15 protein-coding genes are annotated in these 15,260 nt (G+C 52.4%); 11 read left to right on the forward strand and 4 right to left on the reverse strand.

The features are described from left to right. Nucleotides 1-293: 293 nt before the first annotated feature. Nucleotides 294-647: a hypothetical protein gene (locus GN112_RS00265; RefSeq protein ID WP_155308377.1), complete on the reverse strand. Its 354-nt coding sequence runs from the start codon at nucleotides 645-647 to the stop codon at nucleotides 294-296. Here GN112_RS00265 and GN112_RS00270 point away from each other — a divergent pair. The 7 genes from GN112_RS00270 to elbB all read left to right on the forward strand — a co-directional run bounded on the left by GN112_RS00270 (nucleotide 592) and on the right by elbB (nucleotide 7,359). Next, a complete protein-coding gene (locus tag GN112_RS00270) occupies nucleotides 592-1,797 on the forward strand; it encodes a TetR/AcrR family transcriptional regulator (RefSeq protein ID WP_231716899.1) in 1,206 nt (401 codons plus the stop codon). The two genes, GN112_RS00265 and GN112_RS00270, sit on opposite strands and share 56 nt — an antisense overlap. 362 nt (nucleotides 1,798-2,159) lie before the next feature. Next, the gene (locus tag GN112_RS34750) at nucleotides 2,160-2,579 is read left to right on the forward strand and encodes an enoyl-CoA hydratase/isomerase family protein (protein ID WP_269434878.1); all 420 of its coding nucleotides are present in this window, start codon (nucleotides 2,160-2,162) and stop codon (nucleotides 2,577-2,579) included. Then, nucleotides 2,557-2,931: an enoyl-CoA hydratase/isomerase family protein gene (locus GN112_RS34755; RefSeq protein WP_269434879.1), complete on the forward strand. Its 375-nt coding sequence runs from the start codon at nucleotides 2,557-2,559 to the stop codon at nucleotides 2,929-2,931. The genes GN112_RS34750 and GN112_RS34755 overlap by 23 nt, the downstream gene beginning before the upstream one ends. A gap of 154 nt (nucleotides 2,932-3,085) precedes the next feature. Beyond that, nucleotides 3,086-3,841 (forward strand): adenine nucleotide alpha hydrolase family protein, encoded by a 756-nt coding sequence (locus tag GN112_RS00280; protein ID WP_155308379.1) that lies wholly within the window; start codon nucleotides 3,086-3,088, stop codon nucleotides 3,839-3,841. Continuing rightward, nucleotides 3,838-4,725, forward strand: coding sequence for an electron transfer flavoprotein subunit alpha/FixB family protein (locus GN112_RS00285; protein WP_155308380.1), 888 nt, complete (start codon nucleotides 3,838-3,840; stop codon nucleotides 4,723-4,725). Before GN112_RS00280 ends, GN112_RS00285 begins: the two co-directional genes overlap by 4 nt. Continuing rightward, the gene (locus tag GN112_RS00290) at nucleotides 4,726-6,681 is read left to right on the forward strand and encodes a heterodisulfide reductase-related iron-sulfur binding cluster (RefSeq protein WP_155308381.1); all 1,956 of its coding nucleotides are present in this window, start codon (nucleotides 4,726-4,728) and stop codon (nucleotides 6,679-6,681) included. Nucleotides 6,682-6,699: 18 nt separating this feature from the next. After that, nucleotides 6,700-7,359, forward strand: coding sequence for an isoprenoid biosynthesis glyoxalase ElbB (elbB, locus tag GN112_RS00295; protein ID WP_155308382.1), 660 nt, complete (start codon nucleotides 6,700-6,702; stop codon nucleotides 7,357-7,359). A gap of 176 nt (nucleotides 7,360-7,535) precedes the next feature. Here elbB and GN112_RS00300 read toward each other — a convergent pair whose 3' ends face one another. Then, nucleotides 7,536-7,817, reverse strand: coding sequence for a hypothetical protein (locus tag GN112_RS00300; RefSeq protein ID WP_155308383.1), 282 nt, complete (start codon nucleotides 7,815-7,817; stop codon nucleotides 7,536-7,538). On the opposite strand from GN112_RS00300, the gene GN112_RS00305 reads away from it, so the two are divergent. Together GN112_RS00305 and GN112_RS00310 are read left to right on the forward strand one after the other, a co-directional pair. Continuing rightward, on the forward strand, nucleotides 7,806-9,323 hold the full coding sequence (locus tag GN112_RS00305) for a hypothetical protein (RefSeq protein WP_155308384.1): 1,518 nt from the start codon (nucleotides 7,806-7,808) through the stop codon (nucleotides 9,321-9,323). The two genes, GN112_RS00300 and GN112_RS00305, sit on opposite strands and share 12 nt — an antisense overlap. Nucleotides 9,324-9,325: 2 nt before the next feature. Continuing rightward, nucleotides 9,326-9,814: a response regulator gene (locus GN112_RS00310; protein ID WP_155308385.1), complete on the forward strand. Its 489-nt coding sequence runs from the start codon at nucleotides 9,326-9,328 to the stop codon at nucleotides 9,812-9,814. A 293-nt stretch (nucleotides 9,815-10,107) separates the two neighbouring features. On the opposite strand, the gene GN112_RS00315 is transcribed toward GN112_RS00310, so the two are convergent. Then, complete coding sequence (locus GN112_RS00315) at nucleotides 10,108-11,673, reverse strand: acyl-CoA carboxylase subunit beta (RefSeq protein WP_155308386.1); 1,566 nt, start codon at nucleotides 11,671-11,673, stop codon at nucleotides 10,108-10,110. Nucleotides 11,674-11,860: 187 nt separating this feature from the next. Between GN112_RS00315 and GN112_RS00320 the strand changes: the two genes are divergently transcribed. Beyond that, nucleotides 11,861-12,079, forward strand: a complete 219-nt coding sequence (locus GN112_RS00320; RefSeq protein WP_155308387.1) for a hypothetical protein — start codon at nucleotides 11,861-11,863, stop codon at nucleotides 12,077-12,079. Nucleotides 12,080-12,239: 160 nt separating this feature from the next. Here GN112_RS00320 and GN112_RS00325 read toward each other — a convergent pair whose 3' ends face one another. Continuing rightward, complete coding sequence (locus GN112_RS00325) at nucleotides 12,240-12,833, reverse strand: PEP-CTERM sorting domain-containing protein (protein WP_197743227.1); 594 nt, start codon at nucleotides 12,831-12,833, stop codon at nucleotides 12,240-12,242. A 639-nt stretch (nucleotides 12,834-13,472) separates the two neighbouring features. Here GN112_RS00325 and GN112_RS00330 point away from each other — a divergent pair. After that, a complete protein-coding gene (locus tag GN112_RS00330; RefSeq protein ID WP_155308388.1) occupies nucleotides 13,473-15,194 on the forward strand; it encodes a bifunctional sulfate adenylyltransferase/adenylylsulfate kinase in 1,722 nt (573 codons plus the stop codon). Nucleotides 15,195-15,260: the final 66 nt, after the last annotated feature.

Raw genomic sequence — 15,260 nt, forward strand, 5'->3', positions numbered from 1 at the left:
AGCAGAAAATGTCGTCATGCAGAAAACGAGAATGCCCCAACCGGCAGCGCATAACCAACGAATCTGTCCATTAATCATTTTTCCCCTCTGTTCCCGAAAGCGCTTACTGAAATCCACACGCCATCTCAATTCCTCTGCGTTCAAATGTATCATACTGAGTAGAATTCGAGTTAATAAAAAGCAATTTGTCAAACTCTTTTAAAAAACCCGGCCGTTTTGGCGGTGTTTGCAATCGCACTTAAACCACCTGAAAATTCTGTAAACCATATCGTTGATAATTTTTAAAATATTAATTAAATAAAGTTAGATAGCATGCAAAACGCGGTTTGCTGGTTTCGGCAGTCAATGAGTGCTGATACAAATGGCCGTCCAAGTTCATGGAGCAATCCAAACATAATAAAATTTAACCATTTGTTGCTATTTTTTGAGCTTAATTCTTTTTCTAATAAAAAGTCATCTGGAGCTTCTGCCCGGCCCGCCGATCCATTGCGGTTTGCACCGTCGCTTTCAAGCCGAATTGAGCTTGCCAAACCCTCGGGGTAAATAATAAAAGAGAGACCAATCAATTTTTTTGGTGTAAAAGGAGTAATTGTGAACAAAAACAACAAAAAAGAGGCGATTCTGGCGGTGGCCCAGGCAATCTTCACCGAAAAAGGCCTCCGTGATGCGACCATCACCGAAATCGCCAAAGAAGCCGGCGTAGTCGACTCGATCATCTACCACTATTTCAAGAATAAGGAGGACTTGCTATACTGGGCCTTCGCCGAGCAGATGAAACTGGCGCTCAAGGAGCTCTATTTTCACTTTGAAGGCATCATGGGGCCGGTCTCCAAGCTCGGCAAGATGGTATGGTTCCACCTGTATATGAACGACTTCAATAAGGGCAATGTCCGTATCCACAAGAATCTGTTTCTCGAATGCCGCTCTAACAAGGAATTCTACAATCACGAATGCCGCAAAACACTTCAAAAATATACCCGGGTTCTGGTGGACATTCTCCGCCTCGGGATCGAGGAGAATTATTTTCGAAACGATATCAATGTGTTGCTGGTAAGAGACGTGATCTTTGGTTTTTTGGACGAAGAGTCCTTGGCGTGCCTGTCGGCCGGAGAGATTTCCGAGACCCTCCCCGATTTCGAGGCCGTGATGAGCCTGATTCTGACTATGATCGAAGTCCGGTCCGAGGCAGAGGCCCCGTCTTCCGGAAAAGCAAGCAAGGCCGACCTGGTACGGGATGCGGCCAAAGCGGTGTTTGCCGAAAAAGGCTTCAACAAATCCACAACCCTGGAAATTGCCAACCGCGCCGGCGTTGCCGAGGGCACCATCTACGAGCACTTCAAAAACAAGCAGGACCTCCTTTTTTCCATTCCCAGGGAAAAATTTCAGATCTATCGGCACGAGATGGAAGAGGCCTACCGGTCGGACGACCCATTGATTCAACTGCGCCAGATCATGCGGAGCCACTTCCTGATTTTCCTCTCCGATATCCGTTTCCTGCTGGTCTATCTCAACGATGTCAAGCTGAATAAGCAGTTCTACACCACCGAAGCCTATCCCCAGTATTTGCGCTACCTTGATCCGCTTTATGAAATCCTCGAACAGGGCAAGCAGAAAGGTTTGTTCAAGCAGGATCTGAATAACCGGATCTACCGCAATCTGTTTGTGGGTGCCTTCACGCATATGGCCATTCGCTGGTTTATCATCGGCAACCTCAGCCCGCTGACGGTGATGGAAGAGTTCAACCAGGCCTGCGAATTGCTCTGCCGTGCGGTGTTAATCAGTCCTCAAAAGATCTGATACTCCAAAATAGCCCCATTTCTGAACAATCTTAATATTTTCAAGCCTGTTGGATTAAAAATCCGTTCAATCCGCATATCCCGCTTTCCCAACCCCCTCGCCGTCGATCAATCATTTTTTTTGAAAATCTTATCAAATAATCTATTGACAACAAGTCACAATGATGATTGAATTTGACTCAGTAAATATTATTAAATAAGTGAAATTTTATGTATGTTTATTTAAAAACAATCATATTCATATCTATCAATTTATTATTACTGATTTTATTTATTTTTCAAAAAGGATTTGAAGCAGATTATCAATCAAAATAATAAAGCGTTTTAGGATCGATATACAACCATTATCAAAAGGAGAACATCATGGGTGTTGATTTCAAGATCGAAAACCACGTAGCCTATATTACCCTGAACCGTCCCGAGGCCATGAACTCACTGGACCCCGAATCCACCATTCAGCTCAAGGAGATCTGGGGTCAAGTGCGCGGCGATGACGACATCCGCGTGGCCGTTCTCACCGGTACCGGAGAGAAGTCCTTCTGCACGGGCACGGACATGAAGAAAACCCCGCCGCCATCTGAGTGCATGGCTTCCATTTGGCTGCGGGAAGGCCAGCCGATCGTTCCGCACATGAAGACCTGGAAGCCGATCATCTGCGCCATCAACGGCTATGCCGTGGGCGGCGGCCTGGAGATGGCCCTGGCCTGCGATCTGCGCATCGCCAGCAAGCAACGCCAAGTTCGGCCTCACCGAGGTCAAAGTGGCCAGTCTGGCGGGCCTTAACGGCACCCAGTGTCTGCCCCGGGCGATTCCCCAGGCCGTGGCCATGAAGATGCTGCTCACCGGTGAGATGATCGACGCCCAGGAGGCCTTACGGGTCGGGCTGGTCAGTGATGTGGTCGAACCGGAAGGTCTCATGGACCTGGCCGGGAAGTATGCCACCCGCATCGCCGGCAACGCCCCCTTGAGCGTCAAGGCCGCCAAGCAGGCCGCGGTCATGGGACTGGACATGCCCCTGGATCACGGCATCGCCTTTTCTCACCTGCTCTGGGGCGCCCTGCGGGATACCGAAGACAGAAAAGAGGGGTTTCAGGCGTTCAGTGAGAAGAGAGCGCCGGAATGGAAAGGCCGATAGCATAATGTCAAATGCCAACGCTCCAATGTCAATTGAAGGATCGTATCAATTATAGATCGACAGCATGCCAGCATTTGACATTCTTACCCGTTGCCATCGGGTAAACCAAAGCAACAACCATCAAATGCGGATACCCTGAAAAGGAGGGTTTGTTATGCACATCGCCGTACTCGCCAAAGTGGTGCCCGACTATGAGGTGCCCAGCGCGGATTTCGAACTCACCGACAGCCGCGCCCACAGCCGCTACACCCGAATGATCGGACTCTATGACGAAAACGCCATCGAGACCGGTGTTCAACTCAAGGAGGCCTGCAAGGCAAAACTGACCATCATCTCTTACGGCAAAACCGAGGATATTTCCGTGCTCAGGAAAGCCATTGCCATGGGCGGAGACGCCCTCCACCTGGTGATGGGCGATTCGGACGATCCCTTCGTGATTGCCGAGAACCTCAAAATGGCCATCGACGGTCTGGGCGATGTGGACCTGGTGCTTGCCGGCCAGCAGTCCGCGGACATGGATCGCGGCGTGGTGCACAGCATCCTGGCCGGCATGCTCGGCTGGCAGTTTCTGCCCCAGATCAGCCGTATCCAATCCGAGGGGGATCTTTGGATGGTCGCCCAGGCCCATGAGAACGGCACCCGCAATTTGCAGTTCAGCGGCAAGGGCGTGCTTTCCATTACCAGCATTCCCGAGAACGTGCCCCGCATCCCCGTGGTGCGCGCCATCTTTGCGGCCAAGAAGAAACCGGTCGAGAAGATCGAAGGCATCCCGGGCACGCCCATGAACGCAAAAGAGGTGTCGGTGGAAATTCCCAAAATGGAATCGGTCTGCGAGTTCCTGCCAATAGAGGACATGGCCGAGACCGCCACAACCCTGCTCAGCAAATTACGGGAGGAGCGATACCTATGAAAACCCTTATCGTCGAGGTTATGGATACCAAACGGATCGGCGAACTGGTCACCGTGGGCCGCATCTTCGGTGACACGCCGGACATTCTCGCCCTGGGCACCGGGGACGTCCCCGGCACTTACACCAAAGCCTACTTTACGGACACGGCCGTGGGCGCCAACCTGATCGACCCGTTGGTCGATCTGATCCGCGAGGGCGACTACCAGCTGGTGCTGCTCTCGGCAACCACCCTGGGCACCGAGATCGCCGGTCCTTTGGGCGTCCGTCTGGGCGCACCGGTACTCTCCGAGGTGATCGGTGCATCCGCGGACATGACCGTCACCCGGCCGATCTACGGTGGCAAGGCCGTGGCCACCTTTACCATCAGCCAGGCCCCGGCCATCCTGACCGTACGCCGCAAGTACTTCGAACCGGCCGACCTGGCGGGTACCACCACGCCCGTCCCCCTGACCGGGACCGGCACAACGATCACCCTGATCAGCGAAGAGGCCGCCAAGAGCGAAGGCATCCCCCTGGAGGACGCCGAGGTGATCGTCTCCGGCGGACGCGGCATGGGCAGCGGCGAGAACTTTACCCTGCTGCGGGAGATGGCCGCTATTCTGAACGCGGCCGTGGGGGCTTCCCGCGGAGCCGTTGACGAGGGTTGGGCCGCACCCACCCTGCAGATCGGCCAGACCGGCAATATCGTGGCCCCATCGGTCTACCTGGCCGTGGGCATCTCCGGCGCCAGCCAGCACCTGGCCGGCATCGCCAATGCCAAGTGCGTGGTGGCCGTCAACAAGGACGAGGACGCCAACATCTTCAAACGGGCCCGCTTCGGGATTGTCGAGGACTACAAGAAAGTGGTTCCGGCACTCATCCAGGCCCTCAAAGAGGAGCAATAAATGACGCGCATCCCCTACTGGAATATCAGTTACGGCATTCTGATCGATCTGTTTGCTTTGGTGGCCGTGATTGTCTTTGCCCGGGGCGCCTATGGACACTGGCTGCGCATCCGCCAGGGTAAGGTGCGGGTGCGAAAGGCCGTCGACCTGCCCGGCAAGATCGGCCCGGTGTTCGTCTATGCCTTGGTGACCAAGGGGATCCTGGGGGCCAAGCTTTATAAAAAGATCTTCACCGGCGTGGCCCACGGCTTTCTTTTCTGGGGCATGCTGGTGTTGGGGGTCGGCACCACACTGGTGGTACTCAACGTGCTTTTCGGCCTGCCGGTGTTCCAGGGCGGCTTCAACCGCTGGTTCATGTCCTTTTTTCTCGACCTGGCCGGGTTTGCCGCCCTGATCGGACTGCTCTTTTTTCTCATCAGACGATGGCTGCCGCCGGAAAGACTGGTGACCCCCAAAGCGCGCATCGGATTTTCCGTCCAGATCGGCATTTTAATGGCCGTGATCATCACCGGCTTTCTGGTGGAGGGCATCCGCATTGCTGCCACCGGTCCGGACCCGTACGCCTTTGTGGGCAACTTCATGGCCGCCTGGCTGCCCGGCAGCGCACTTGCGGCCCACCGCATCCTCTGGTGGGGGCACGGCCTGCTGTGCATGCTCTTCATCGCGTATATCCCCTACTCGCCCATGATGCACATCCTGTTGGTACCCACCAATACGGCCCTGGCCGACCCCATGCCCGGCAGTAAGATGGGCGTAATGGATTTTTCCTCCTTTGACGACGAGGATGCCGAGGAGATGCCGACCCTGGGTTGCACCCGTCTGGTCGATTTCACCAGAAAGCGCCTTTTGGACTATGCATCCTGCCTGTGGTGCGGCCGTTGCCATGAGGTCTGCCCGGCGGCCAGTACCGAAAAGCCCCTTTCTCCCAAGGGGGTCATGGTCACCCTGGCCGAACGCCTGACCAACGGGCAGGTGGAAGACGAGAATCTGATCGACGACATCACCGAGGAAGCCCTGTTCGCCTGCACCACCTGCACGGCCTGCATGGAAGCCTGCCCGGCCTGCATCAACCAGCCCAAAACCATCCTCAAGTTCCGCCAGAACCTGGTCATGGAGCAGTCGCGCATTCCCGAGCTGATGGGCAAGGCCATGACCAGCCTGGAGCAACGCGCCCATCCCTTCTTCGGCACCGGGTCCGGGCCCAAGGAGTGGTGCAAGGATCTTGACGTGCCGATCTTTGCGAAAGGGGAGACCGAGTACCTGCTCTGGATCGGCTGTTCGGTGACCTATGAGGAACGCGCCCAGAAGATCGCCCGGGCCATGGTGCGCATCCTGGATCGGGCCGGCGTCTCCTACGGTATTCTGGAAGAGTCCCGCTGCACCGGCGATCCGGCCAAGCAGATGGGCAACGAGTTCATGTTCTCGGAGCTGGCCCAGACCAATATCGAGGAGTTCGACGACCTGGGCGTTGAGAAAATCATCACCCTGTGTCCGCACTGCTACAACAGCTTCACGCGTCACTACCCGCCCATGGGCGGCAACTACACGGTGATCCCCCACGCGGTGTTCATCGACCAGTTGATCGCCGGCGGGAAGATCGTACCCCGATCCGGCGGCCAGTCCATCGTCTATCACGACCCGTGCTACCTGGGCCGGCGCAACCGTATTTTCGACGCCCCCCGCAACGTGATTGGCCGCCTGGGCCGGCTGGTGGAGATGCCCCGTCATGGGGCGGAGAGTTTCTGCTGCGGCGGCGGGGGCGGTAACTACTGGGCCGAGGAGGTGGGCACGCGCATCAACCAGGTGCGCAGCAAAGAGGCCCTGGACACCGGGGCCGAGCGCATTGCCACGGCCTGCCCCTTCTGCCTCTTGATGATCACCGACGGCACCAAGAAGTTCACCGAGGAGCCCAAGGCCTTCGACATTGCCGAACTGGTGGCCGAAGGGCTGGAATAATTGACCAAGGAGAAAACCATGGCAAAGAAAAAAATTGGCGTACTCTTGTCGGGCTGCGGTGTATTCGACGGGACCGAAATCCACGAGGCCGTGCTGACCCTGCTCTACCTGGACCAGCAGGGCGCCGAGGCGGTCTGCATGGCTCCGGACATCGACCAGGCCCACGTGATCAACCATTTGACCCAGGCCGAAACCGACGAGACCCGCAACGTATTGGTGGAGTCGGCGCGCATCGCCCGGGGCGAAATCCGGAACCTGGCCGAGGTCACCGCTGACCAGATCGATGCCCTGATTCTGCCCGGCGGGTTCGGTGCGGCCAAGAACCTGAGCGAGTTCGCCTTCAAGGGGCCAGACGGTGCGGTTAACAATCAGGTCCAGCAACTGCTCGAGGCAATGATCACAGCGGGCAAACCCATTGGCGCCCTGTGCATCGCCCCGGCCACCGTGGGCATGGCCCTCAAGGAAAAAAAGCCCTTGCTGACCGTGGGCAGCGAGGAGGGCGTGATCGGCGCCATGGCCGCCATCGGTGTCCGGCACCAGCTCTGCACGGTGGATGACATCGCCGTTGACGAGACCCATAAAATCGTCACCACGCCCGCATACATGCTCGGTCCCGGCATCAAGGACGTCGCAGCCGGCATTGAAAAACTGGTTAAAAAAGTGATCGCCTTGGCATAGACCGGACCGGAGGAGGCATACAGAACCAGGGTGCCATTCAATATAGCATTCAAGATAATGTTTTTGGGTTGCGTTATTGGTCGTCGCATTATGGGTTATACAGCCTCCCCTCAAGGCCTTGCCAATGACATTATCTTAAACTAAGGTGCGTTATGATCCACAGGCCAATGCCTTCGTCAATCCCGACGCCCGCTGATGAAATCAACCGGATCGTTCCCGGTGAACCGGCGCGCCCCCTTATCGACGCGGAAAAACTGTTTCGCCGGTTGCCGATGCTGGCACTCACGGAGGGAGAAAACGCCGTCGACCTGATCGCTTATGAAGTGTTGAATCTGCTGATGACCGGCGTTCAGGCCGACATCGGCCAGATCAACCTGCTGCCCAAGGGCGGCCGGGTGGAAAAAGTGTGTATCGTCAAGGATGGCGTCCCCTGGTTGAGAAAAGAGATGAAACTGCATTTGCTGGATCCCACCCAGGGGTTTACCGGAACGGTAATGGAGACGGGCAGACCGCTGGTTACCAGGGACATCTGGGCGACCCCGCCACCAGGCCGGCGCAACCCGTTTTTGGATCTTTTCCCCTCCATGGATCCCCATTACGTGGCCGCCATTAAAGAACCCGTGTCCAGCACCATGATCATGCCCATCAAACGGGGCAACGACGTTTTCTGCACCATAGAATTGAGCCGCTATCGCGGGAAAACGGCGTTCGGCCACATCGAGAAACAGCCCGTTGAGGAATTCGTCAGCCGCTACGGGTCGCTGATCATGGACTATATCCTGGACATCAAAAACCGCACGGCCATTCGCATCGCCCATCAGAAGCTCAATATTATGGCCCGACTGATCGCCTCAAACGCGAGGGTAGACTATACCGATGCCGTAACTCCGTATCGATCTCTTTCTTCAGCGGATTTGGGATTTGCCTTTTTTCGGCGAGGAGGCCGTAACAGTTCCACCGAACTTACTCTGGTGGCATGGCAGGGAGATGAGGTCCAGGAAGTCTATTTCCCTGACTTTATTCCTTCATCCGATAGCATCCTTTCCGACAGTTCGGACATTTCGTATCCTTTTGAAGGTCAAGCACGGGATCGAAGAATGTTGCGATTTCGGGATCGGGTTAAGAACTACACGGGGGTCAAGAAAAAAGAACAGCGATTTTTGTTGGACTGTATCGATAAAATTGGCTCATATGTCATTTACCCCCTGCATATACTCAATCAGGACTTGGGTGCCATCTATCTGGCTTCCCATCGAATTCAGTTTTGGAACTACCTGCACATGAACCCGTTCCTTTCGCTTTATAACTCTCTTTTGAAATCTTTTTTGCTGAACGAAAGGGCGACGCATCACTTATCTGAAATCAGTTTGCGTATTCACAATCCGGGATTTTACTGCTTCGGGGCCTTGAAAGCGGCATTGGCCAAGAAGTATCCAGAAATCCTTTTGGATAAAGAGGTGACCCATTCACTTTACAGCCTTGAGTCTCTCTTATCCGAACTTCATGATCAAGTCGATATCTTAAAGTTTCGTACTAAAAATATCCATCTACCTACCTGGATAAGGGCTTTTTTCAGTCAAAAAATGGCTCATTATCCTGAGTTGGATATCAACCTAAAAAGTAAAAACGCCATAGCTGCCAATTGTATCACCCGGACGAGTTATGAGCAGCTTGAAACCATTTTTGAGAATCTGTTTGCCAATAGTCAACGGGCCATCCAGACCCGGAAGAATTTGGAATCCTCCATAATCGGTCAGATTACTATTACAATTTGGAAGAAAAAAGACCAAATTGCGATCATTTTGCAAGACAACGGCCTTCCCTATAAGATGGTATCTGGACGGGGGCAACCACAGGTAAAAAGAATTATCAAAGATCTTGGCGGCAATTTTAGAAAATACCAAAATCCGTATCGCTTGTACCTTTCTTTTCCTTTCTTTGAGTCTAACCAAAAGGGGGATTAATTATGGATGTAAAAATTTTATTTTTTGATGACATTTTCAGCGAGTTATTTAGAAAAGTACATGATGAGAATGAATTGGTCTGGGATGACAACTGGGTTGCTTCACTTGAAAAGGCGCTTGTGGACCCGAATAACAGGCTGGGAGTGACCTTCACGCTTATTAAAACAGGCGAAATTGAAGCCTGGAAAAAGATTGTTGAAAAAGAACAACCCGATATTGTTATCATGGATTATTATTGGCCTGAACACGCCCTGAAAAAATATGGGGATCGGAAAAAAGGAGGAGAAATCAGTCTTGAAACTTTGTCGCAAATGCGAAAAGCATTTCCCAACTTACCCATGATTTCCTATACGATAAAGCCCGATCAACAGACGATGGAGGCGGCCTATAATAACGGGGTGACCTTATTTATGGAGAAGGTGGCGATGGCAGTACCGGAGGTCCACAACACTTTAAAATATATAATCATTTATATGATGCGATCAAAATGATCCTTTGAAATTTTGCCAAAAAATGAGCAAATAAGATCCCGATTGCGATACAGAAGATAAACTGTCACAACAATACGACTGTTTCTGTTTTATTTACTTGAGAGTACAAAGTTCTTTGACCGGCCAAGACTGGCTCGGACGGAATGAATCCGACTTTAACAAGTGGCTCCGAACTATAATATGGCTTCGAAGCGAAGGGGCATTCAGGAGACATTTTGTAACTTAATAGTATTTAAAAAGCACGGATCAATTTAAGACCCCAAACCCGGAAAGCTTTAAATATGTTTTATCACCTAACATCTCATACCACGTTTTTTGGGCCCCAGATTGTCCTTTTCAATCTGGTAGGCCATTTCAACCCACTCGCAAAGCAGCGGTCGGGTCTCCACCGGGTCGATGATATCCTCGATGCCGAATGCCTCTGCGGTTCTGAAGGGTGAGGCCACGGCACGATAGGTGTCCTGTAGTTTTTCAAGATATTCCCGAGGATTGTCGGCCGCCTCGATTTCTCTTCGGTGGGCCGCATAAACGCCCCCCTCAACCGGGATATTGCCCCATACTGCCGAGGGCCAGGCATACCGCCAACTCAATCGGAGCCCGCTTTTCTGTGCCCCACCGGCCACCCCAAAACATTTGCGGATATAGATCACCGCCATAGGGATGGTGGCCTGGATCATCGCGAAACTGGCCCGAACACCCTTGCGGATGGTTCCTTGGAGTTCGCTTTGGGAACCGATGGTAAATCCGGGTTGATCGGGAAAATTGACGATGGGAAGGTGAAAGGTGTCGCACATGTCAATGAAACGCTGAAATTTTTCAGCCACATCATAATTGAAGGACCCTCCCAAAAATCGGGGATCGTTGGCCAGTACGCCGACGGGATACCCGTTCAGGCGTGCCAGTGCGGTAATCTGGGAGCGCCCCTGATATTTTCCGATTTCAAAAATCGAGTCCCTGTCCAATACCAGGCGCAGCAGTTCGCGAATGTTATAGGGTTTGCGTTTGTTTCGGGGAATGATTGACCGCAGATCCGGTTCCCGGCGGTTGGGAACATCATACCGATCCCCATGGCGAGCGGGCATTTCCCATACGTTGGAAGGGAGATAGGACAGAAACCGTTTCACCTGATTCAGGGCGTCTCGCTCGTCGACCGCATCGTTGTCCACCACGCCGGTCTGGCGTGTGTGCAGCAGGTACCCGCCCAACTCCTCTTTGGTGAGATCTTCTCCAAAGGCGGATTTGACCAAAGGCGGGCCGCCTACGAAAACATGGCACATATTTCTGACCATCACCGAGAAATGGCTTTGTACCATGTAAAGGGCTCCCAGCCCCGCCACGGAGCCGAACCCGGCGGACACCACCGGAACTTCGGACATCACCTCCACCCGGTCCTGCGCACACTCGTCGCCGGAACTGGGGAGCTCGGTGTAGCCGATCTCGAGGATTTCTTTGATCGACCCGCCGGCACCTTCCACCAGGCGCACCATGGGCAGTTTCAGGGAGCGGGCCATCTTAACGAAATAGGCGCCCTTGCTTTTATACATCCGGCCCACCGATGCCCCTTTGACGGTAAAGTCATCCCCATGAACGGCAACCCTGCGCCCATCGATTTTCGCGACACCCATGACAAACGGGCAGGGCACCAGGCTTTTGAGTGCATGCGGGTCGTGGTTGTCGTAGGTGGGCACACCGGCCAGAAGCCCCCTTTCCAGAAAGGTCTCCTGGTCGCAGAGGATGTCAATGCGCTCTCGTACAGTCATTTTCCCGTGTGCGTGCTGTTTGGCGATATTTTTTTCGCCTCCCAGTCCATGGGCGAGTTGTTTTCTCTTGGCCAGTTCATCAAGCTCTTTGCGCCACATGTTGTTTGCCTCTTTCTTGGTGTTTTCCGTTCAGAATCCGGTATCAATATACTGATATTGAGCAAATGTCTATAAAAGGGAGGCGGTCAACACCAAAAAATAGAACCGGTAAGCAGATCATTGACGTACAGCAGCGCCAAATGGTGTTGAGCCTGAAGGTGGCCGAAGCCCGGGCACCTATCAGGCCATGCCCTCGGGCAAATCCTTTGGCCTGGTCAACGATTTCGAGCGCATTCTATTGATGATCGACGAGGCCCACCGTACCCAGGGATCGGATCTGGAGGATAACATCTTCGAGGCCTTCCCCATTATGATCGAGAACGCAGAGACGCAGAGAAAAATACCACAGGCAGAACGGATTTCCGTTCTGCCTGTGAAAAAAACTACCCAATGGGTGCGAGATTGATTAGGCGATTTCTGTCAAAGAATATACCCGCCTGCTTGTCTTTTCATCCGTCTTCTGCGTTGGGCTTTTCCACACATAGTCCCACTATGCGTAAAAAAGCCCGCCTTGAATACGAATGAATATCCTGCGCATCCTGGTATATTCTTTTCCGCCAATCGCCTTATTTCTTGAATTTTTTACGGCTGAGGCCGGCCAGACCGACCAGACCGGTGCCCAGCAATAGCATGGTTGCGGGTTCGGGAACTGGAGCAACACCACCTACTATGGCGACGTGAGATATGGCACCACCATCATCAGTATTCCAGAAATTTAAAAGTACGATGTCATCTTCTCCGTTCCAAGATGATATATCGAAAATATACCATGTTGGAGTATGGTTACCATCTTTGACGATAAGGTACAAAGGATACTCACTTATAGTATCACCACTCTCGTAACTTATTGTTGCATCATTAGGATCATTCGTACCATCCTCATAATCGGTATCGTAGGATGAGGCATATGTACCAGATTCGCCATCATCAAAATCATCCTTGTACAAAAGCGTTAAATCACCTTCATACCCAACTATTTCCTCTACATCATCTGCATCCGGGTTATTGGGATTGCTCCCAGTCCAATAATTAATGTCAGAAGATGTCAACGCATCTAGATTTTCTGCATCAATTGTGAGGGCCTCTGCATTGGGCGTTAAACCCGCAAATAATAACATGCAAAAAGATAAAAAAAATATTGGCTTAAATACTTTTACCATGATTTGTCTCCTTTTCTATTATAGACGCCATATTTGTTTTATAGTTATCAGCATCGTTTATGCCATGATTCGTTAAATATTTTATAATATATAATTACAGTATGTTATGAGATTTTTTTTTTAAAAAAATAAGACTGGGTATTACTTTTTTTACATAAAAAATATGGGGTTTTTTAAACAGTTGGGAAAAATGTAGAATATAAAGGGAGGTAGAAATCAGCTTAATGAAACCGGCCCGTCACCATCCGGGAGGTTTTATGGCGAATCATCGAAAACGTCGACAGCTGGTTCTGAGTCCTTCTTCTCTGCCGTTTTGTCGTCTCCGCTTTAAACATCTTCGCTTATGGAGTCGGATAAATCCTGGGACAATGCTTCTTGACCATCACCCTCTAACCCATCCTCCACACCTCACAACCGAGGCATAGTCAAACAAGATGAATTCGTAAAAGCAATCCCGGGCAAATGTCACCAAAACCGTTTTGGATTCAGGCGGTCACTGCTTAACTACCGTAAATGGTTTCGAGGCAGCATCAATCTAAACGCTTGATAGCTTAAAGAAAATACAATATAGAGATAGTGGCTGAACGAATACTCACGCCCACAATCTTCACGGACTCTTCTGAAAGGCAACGCATTTTTATGACTCATGCAGATTTGCGTGGTGAAAACTACCACGGCGGTAACTACGTTAACCTGTTGGTGGACCCGGAGCGGTCGGCTCTGCTCAAGAAGATTTCCACCGATTTGATCAGTATTACGTTGGATGATGGCCAGCTGTGCGATTTCGAATTGCTTACCACAGGCGCATTTTCACCATTGACCGGTTTTATGAACCGCAGCAATTACGAATCTGTTCTGGACCGAACCAAACTGCAGGATGGAACCATTTGGCCGGTGCCCATCTGCCTCGATATATCCGAGACGGTTGCCCGTCCACTCGAGGCCGGTCAGTCGATCGTTATTCGGGACCCGGAGGGATTCCTGCTCGCCATCATGCATGTGGAAGACATCTGGAAGCCGGACAAGGAAAAAGAGGCCAAACTGCTCTATGGGACCACGAATCGGGCCCACCCCGGTGTTGCCCACCTGTTGCGCAATACCGGTGAATTTTATGTGGGCGGTGCGCTGGAAGTGTTGAACCTGCCTCTGCATTTCGATTTCAAGCAGTTGCGCATGACGCCACCGGAGGTTCGCAGCCTTTATAAAAAACTGGGCTGGAACCGGATTGTCGGGTTTCACACGACAAATACGATTCACCGGCCCGAGTTCGAAATGGCCATCCGCGCCATGCAAAAAAGCCGGGCCAACCTGCTTCTGCTGCCAGGGGTGGGGATGTCCGGCCCGGGGGATTTTGACTATTACACCCGGGTGCGCTGCTACCGCCATGCCGTGGGCTATTTCCCGCCGGAATCGGCGATCATGAGCCTTTTGCCCATATTTACACGCCTGGCCGGACCTCGTGATGCTCTGCTGCAATGCATCGTGGGCAAAAACTATGGCTGCACCCACTTTATTATCGGACACCAGCATGCGGATCCGGGTGGACAAAATGGTGCCGGCCCATTTTATGACAGTGACGAAACCCAGTCGTTTGTTAAGAACCTGGCCGAATCCGTTGGCATCCGTGTGGTCCCGTTCAATGAGTTGGTATACCTGCCGTTTGAAGATGAATTTTCCCCCAAAGATGAAGTGACCGAAGGCGCGGAGAGCATTTCGCTGTCCAGCCTGGATATTCGCGATCGCATCCGCAGCGGCAGAAAAATACCCCGCTGGGCCACTTTCCCGGAGGTGGTCGGTGAACTGAAAAAGGCCTATCCGCCACCTGCAAAACAGGGTTTTGCGGTTTTTTTTACCGGTCTTTCCGGAGCCGGAAAGTCGACGATCGCCCGGGTGCTTTACGCCAAGATGCTGGAAATCGGAAAGCGTCCGGTGACCCTGTTAGATGGCGACATTGTCCGCCAGAACCTTTCCAACGAACTTTCCTTTTCCAAGGAGCACCGGGATATCAATGTCCGGCGCATCGGTTTTGTAGCTAGTGAAATCACCAAAAATCGGGGGGTTGCCATTTGTGCGCCCATTGCGCCCTATGCTGCCACGCGTGCCGAGATCCGCGCCAGTATCGAGGCGGTTGGCGGTTTTATCGAAGTCCATGTGGCGACGCCGCTGGACGTATGCGAAAAACGTGACCGAAAAGGGATGTACGCCAAAGCCAGGGCCGGTCTCATTAAAGGATACACCGGAATCGATGATCCCTATGAAATTCCTGAATCGCCGGAAGTCCGGATCGATACAAGCGGGAAGTCCCCGGACGAGGCGGCCCAGGAGATTTTAATTTATCTGGGGCAGAGACGGTTCATATGAATACGCAATAGGGGGTAGGATGAAGGTTGACTCTATACTCTATAAGGTATTTAGGCGATTGGCGAA

The organism is Desulfosarcina ovata subsp. ovata, from assembly GCF_009689005.1.
In the GTDB taxonomy this organism is placed as follows: domain Bacteria; phylum Desulfobacterota; class Desulfobacteria; order Desulfobacterales; family Desulfosarcinaceae; genus Desulfosarcina; species Desulfosarcina ovata.

What these genes read in the sequence shown, in the direction of transcription:
- GN112_RS00280 (WP_155308379.1), top strand. Translation starts at nt 3,086, where the DNA reads ATGCACATCGCCGTACTCGCCAAAGTGGTGCCCGACTATGAGGTGCCC.
- elbB (WP_155308382.1), top strand. Translation starts at nt 6,700, where the DNA reads ATGGCAAAGAAAAAAATTGGCGTACTCTTGTCGGGCTGCGGTGTATTC.
- GN112_RS00315 (WP_155308386.1), bottom strand. Translation starts at nt 11,673, where the DNA reads ATGTGGCGCAAAGAGCTTGATGAACTGGCCAAGAGAAAACAACTCGCC.
- GN112_RS00305 (WP_155308384.1), top strand. Translation starts at nt 7,806, where the DNA reads ATGAAACTGCATTTGCTGGATCCCACCCAGGGGTTTACCGGAACGGTA.
- GN112_RS00320 (WP_155308387.1), top strand. Translation starts at nt 11,861, where the DNA reads ATGCCCTCGGGCAAATCCTTTGGCCTGGTCAACGATTTCGAGCGCATT.
- GN112_RS34750 (WP_269434878.1), top strand. Translation starts at nt 2,160, where the DNA reads ATGGGTGTTGATTTCAAGATCGAAAACCACGTAGCCTATATTACCCTG.
- GN112_RS00290 (WP_155308381.1), top strand. Translation starts at nt 4,726, where the DNA reads ATGACGCGCATCCCCTACTGGAATATCAGTTACGGCATTCTGATCGAT.
- GN112_RS00300 (WP_155308383.1), bottom strand. Translation starts at nt 7,817, where the DNA reads ATGCAGTTTCATCTCTTTTCTCAACCAGGGGACGCCATCCTTGACGAT.
- GN112_RS00330 (WP_155308388.1), top strand. Translation starts at nt 13,473, where the DNA reads ATGACTCATGCAGATTTGCGTGGTGAAAACTACCACGGCGGTAACTAC.
- GN112_RS00325 (WP_197743227.1), bottom strand. Translation starts at nt 12,833, where the DNA reads ATGGTAAAAGTATTTAAGCCAATATTTTTTTTATCTTTTTGCATGTTA.
- GN112_RS00310 (WP_155308385.1), top strand. Translation starts at nt 9,326, where the DNA reads ATGGATGTAAAAATTTTATTTTTTGATGACATTTTCAGCGAGTTATTT.
- GN112_RS00285 (WP_155308380.1), top strand. Translation starts at nt 3,838, where the DNA reads ATGAAAACCCTTATCGTCGAGGTTATGGATACCAAACGGATCGGCGAA.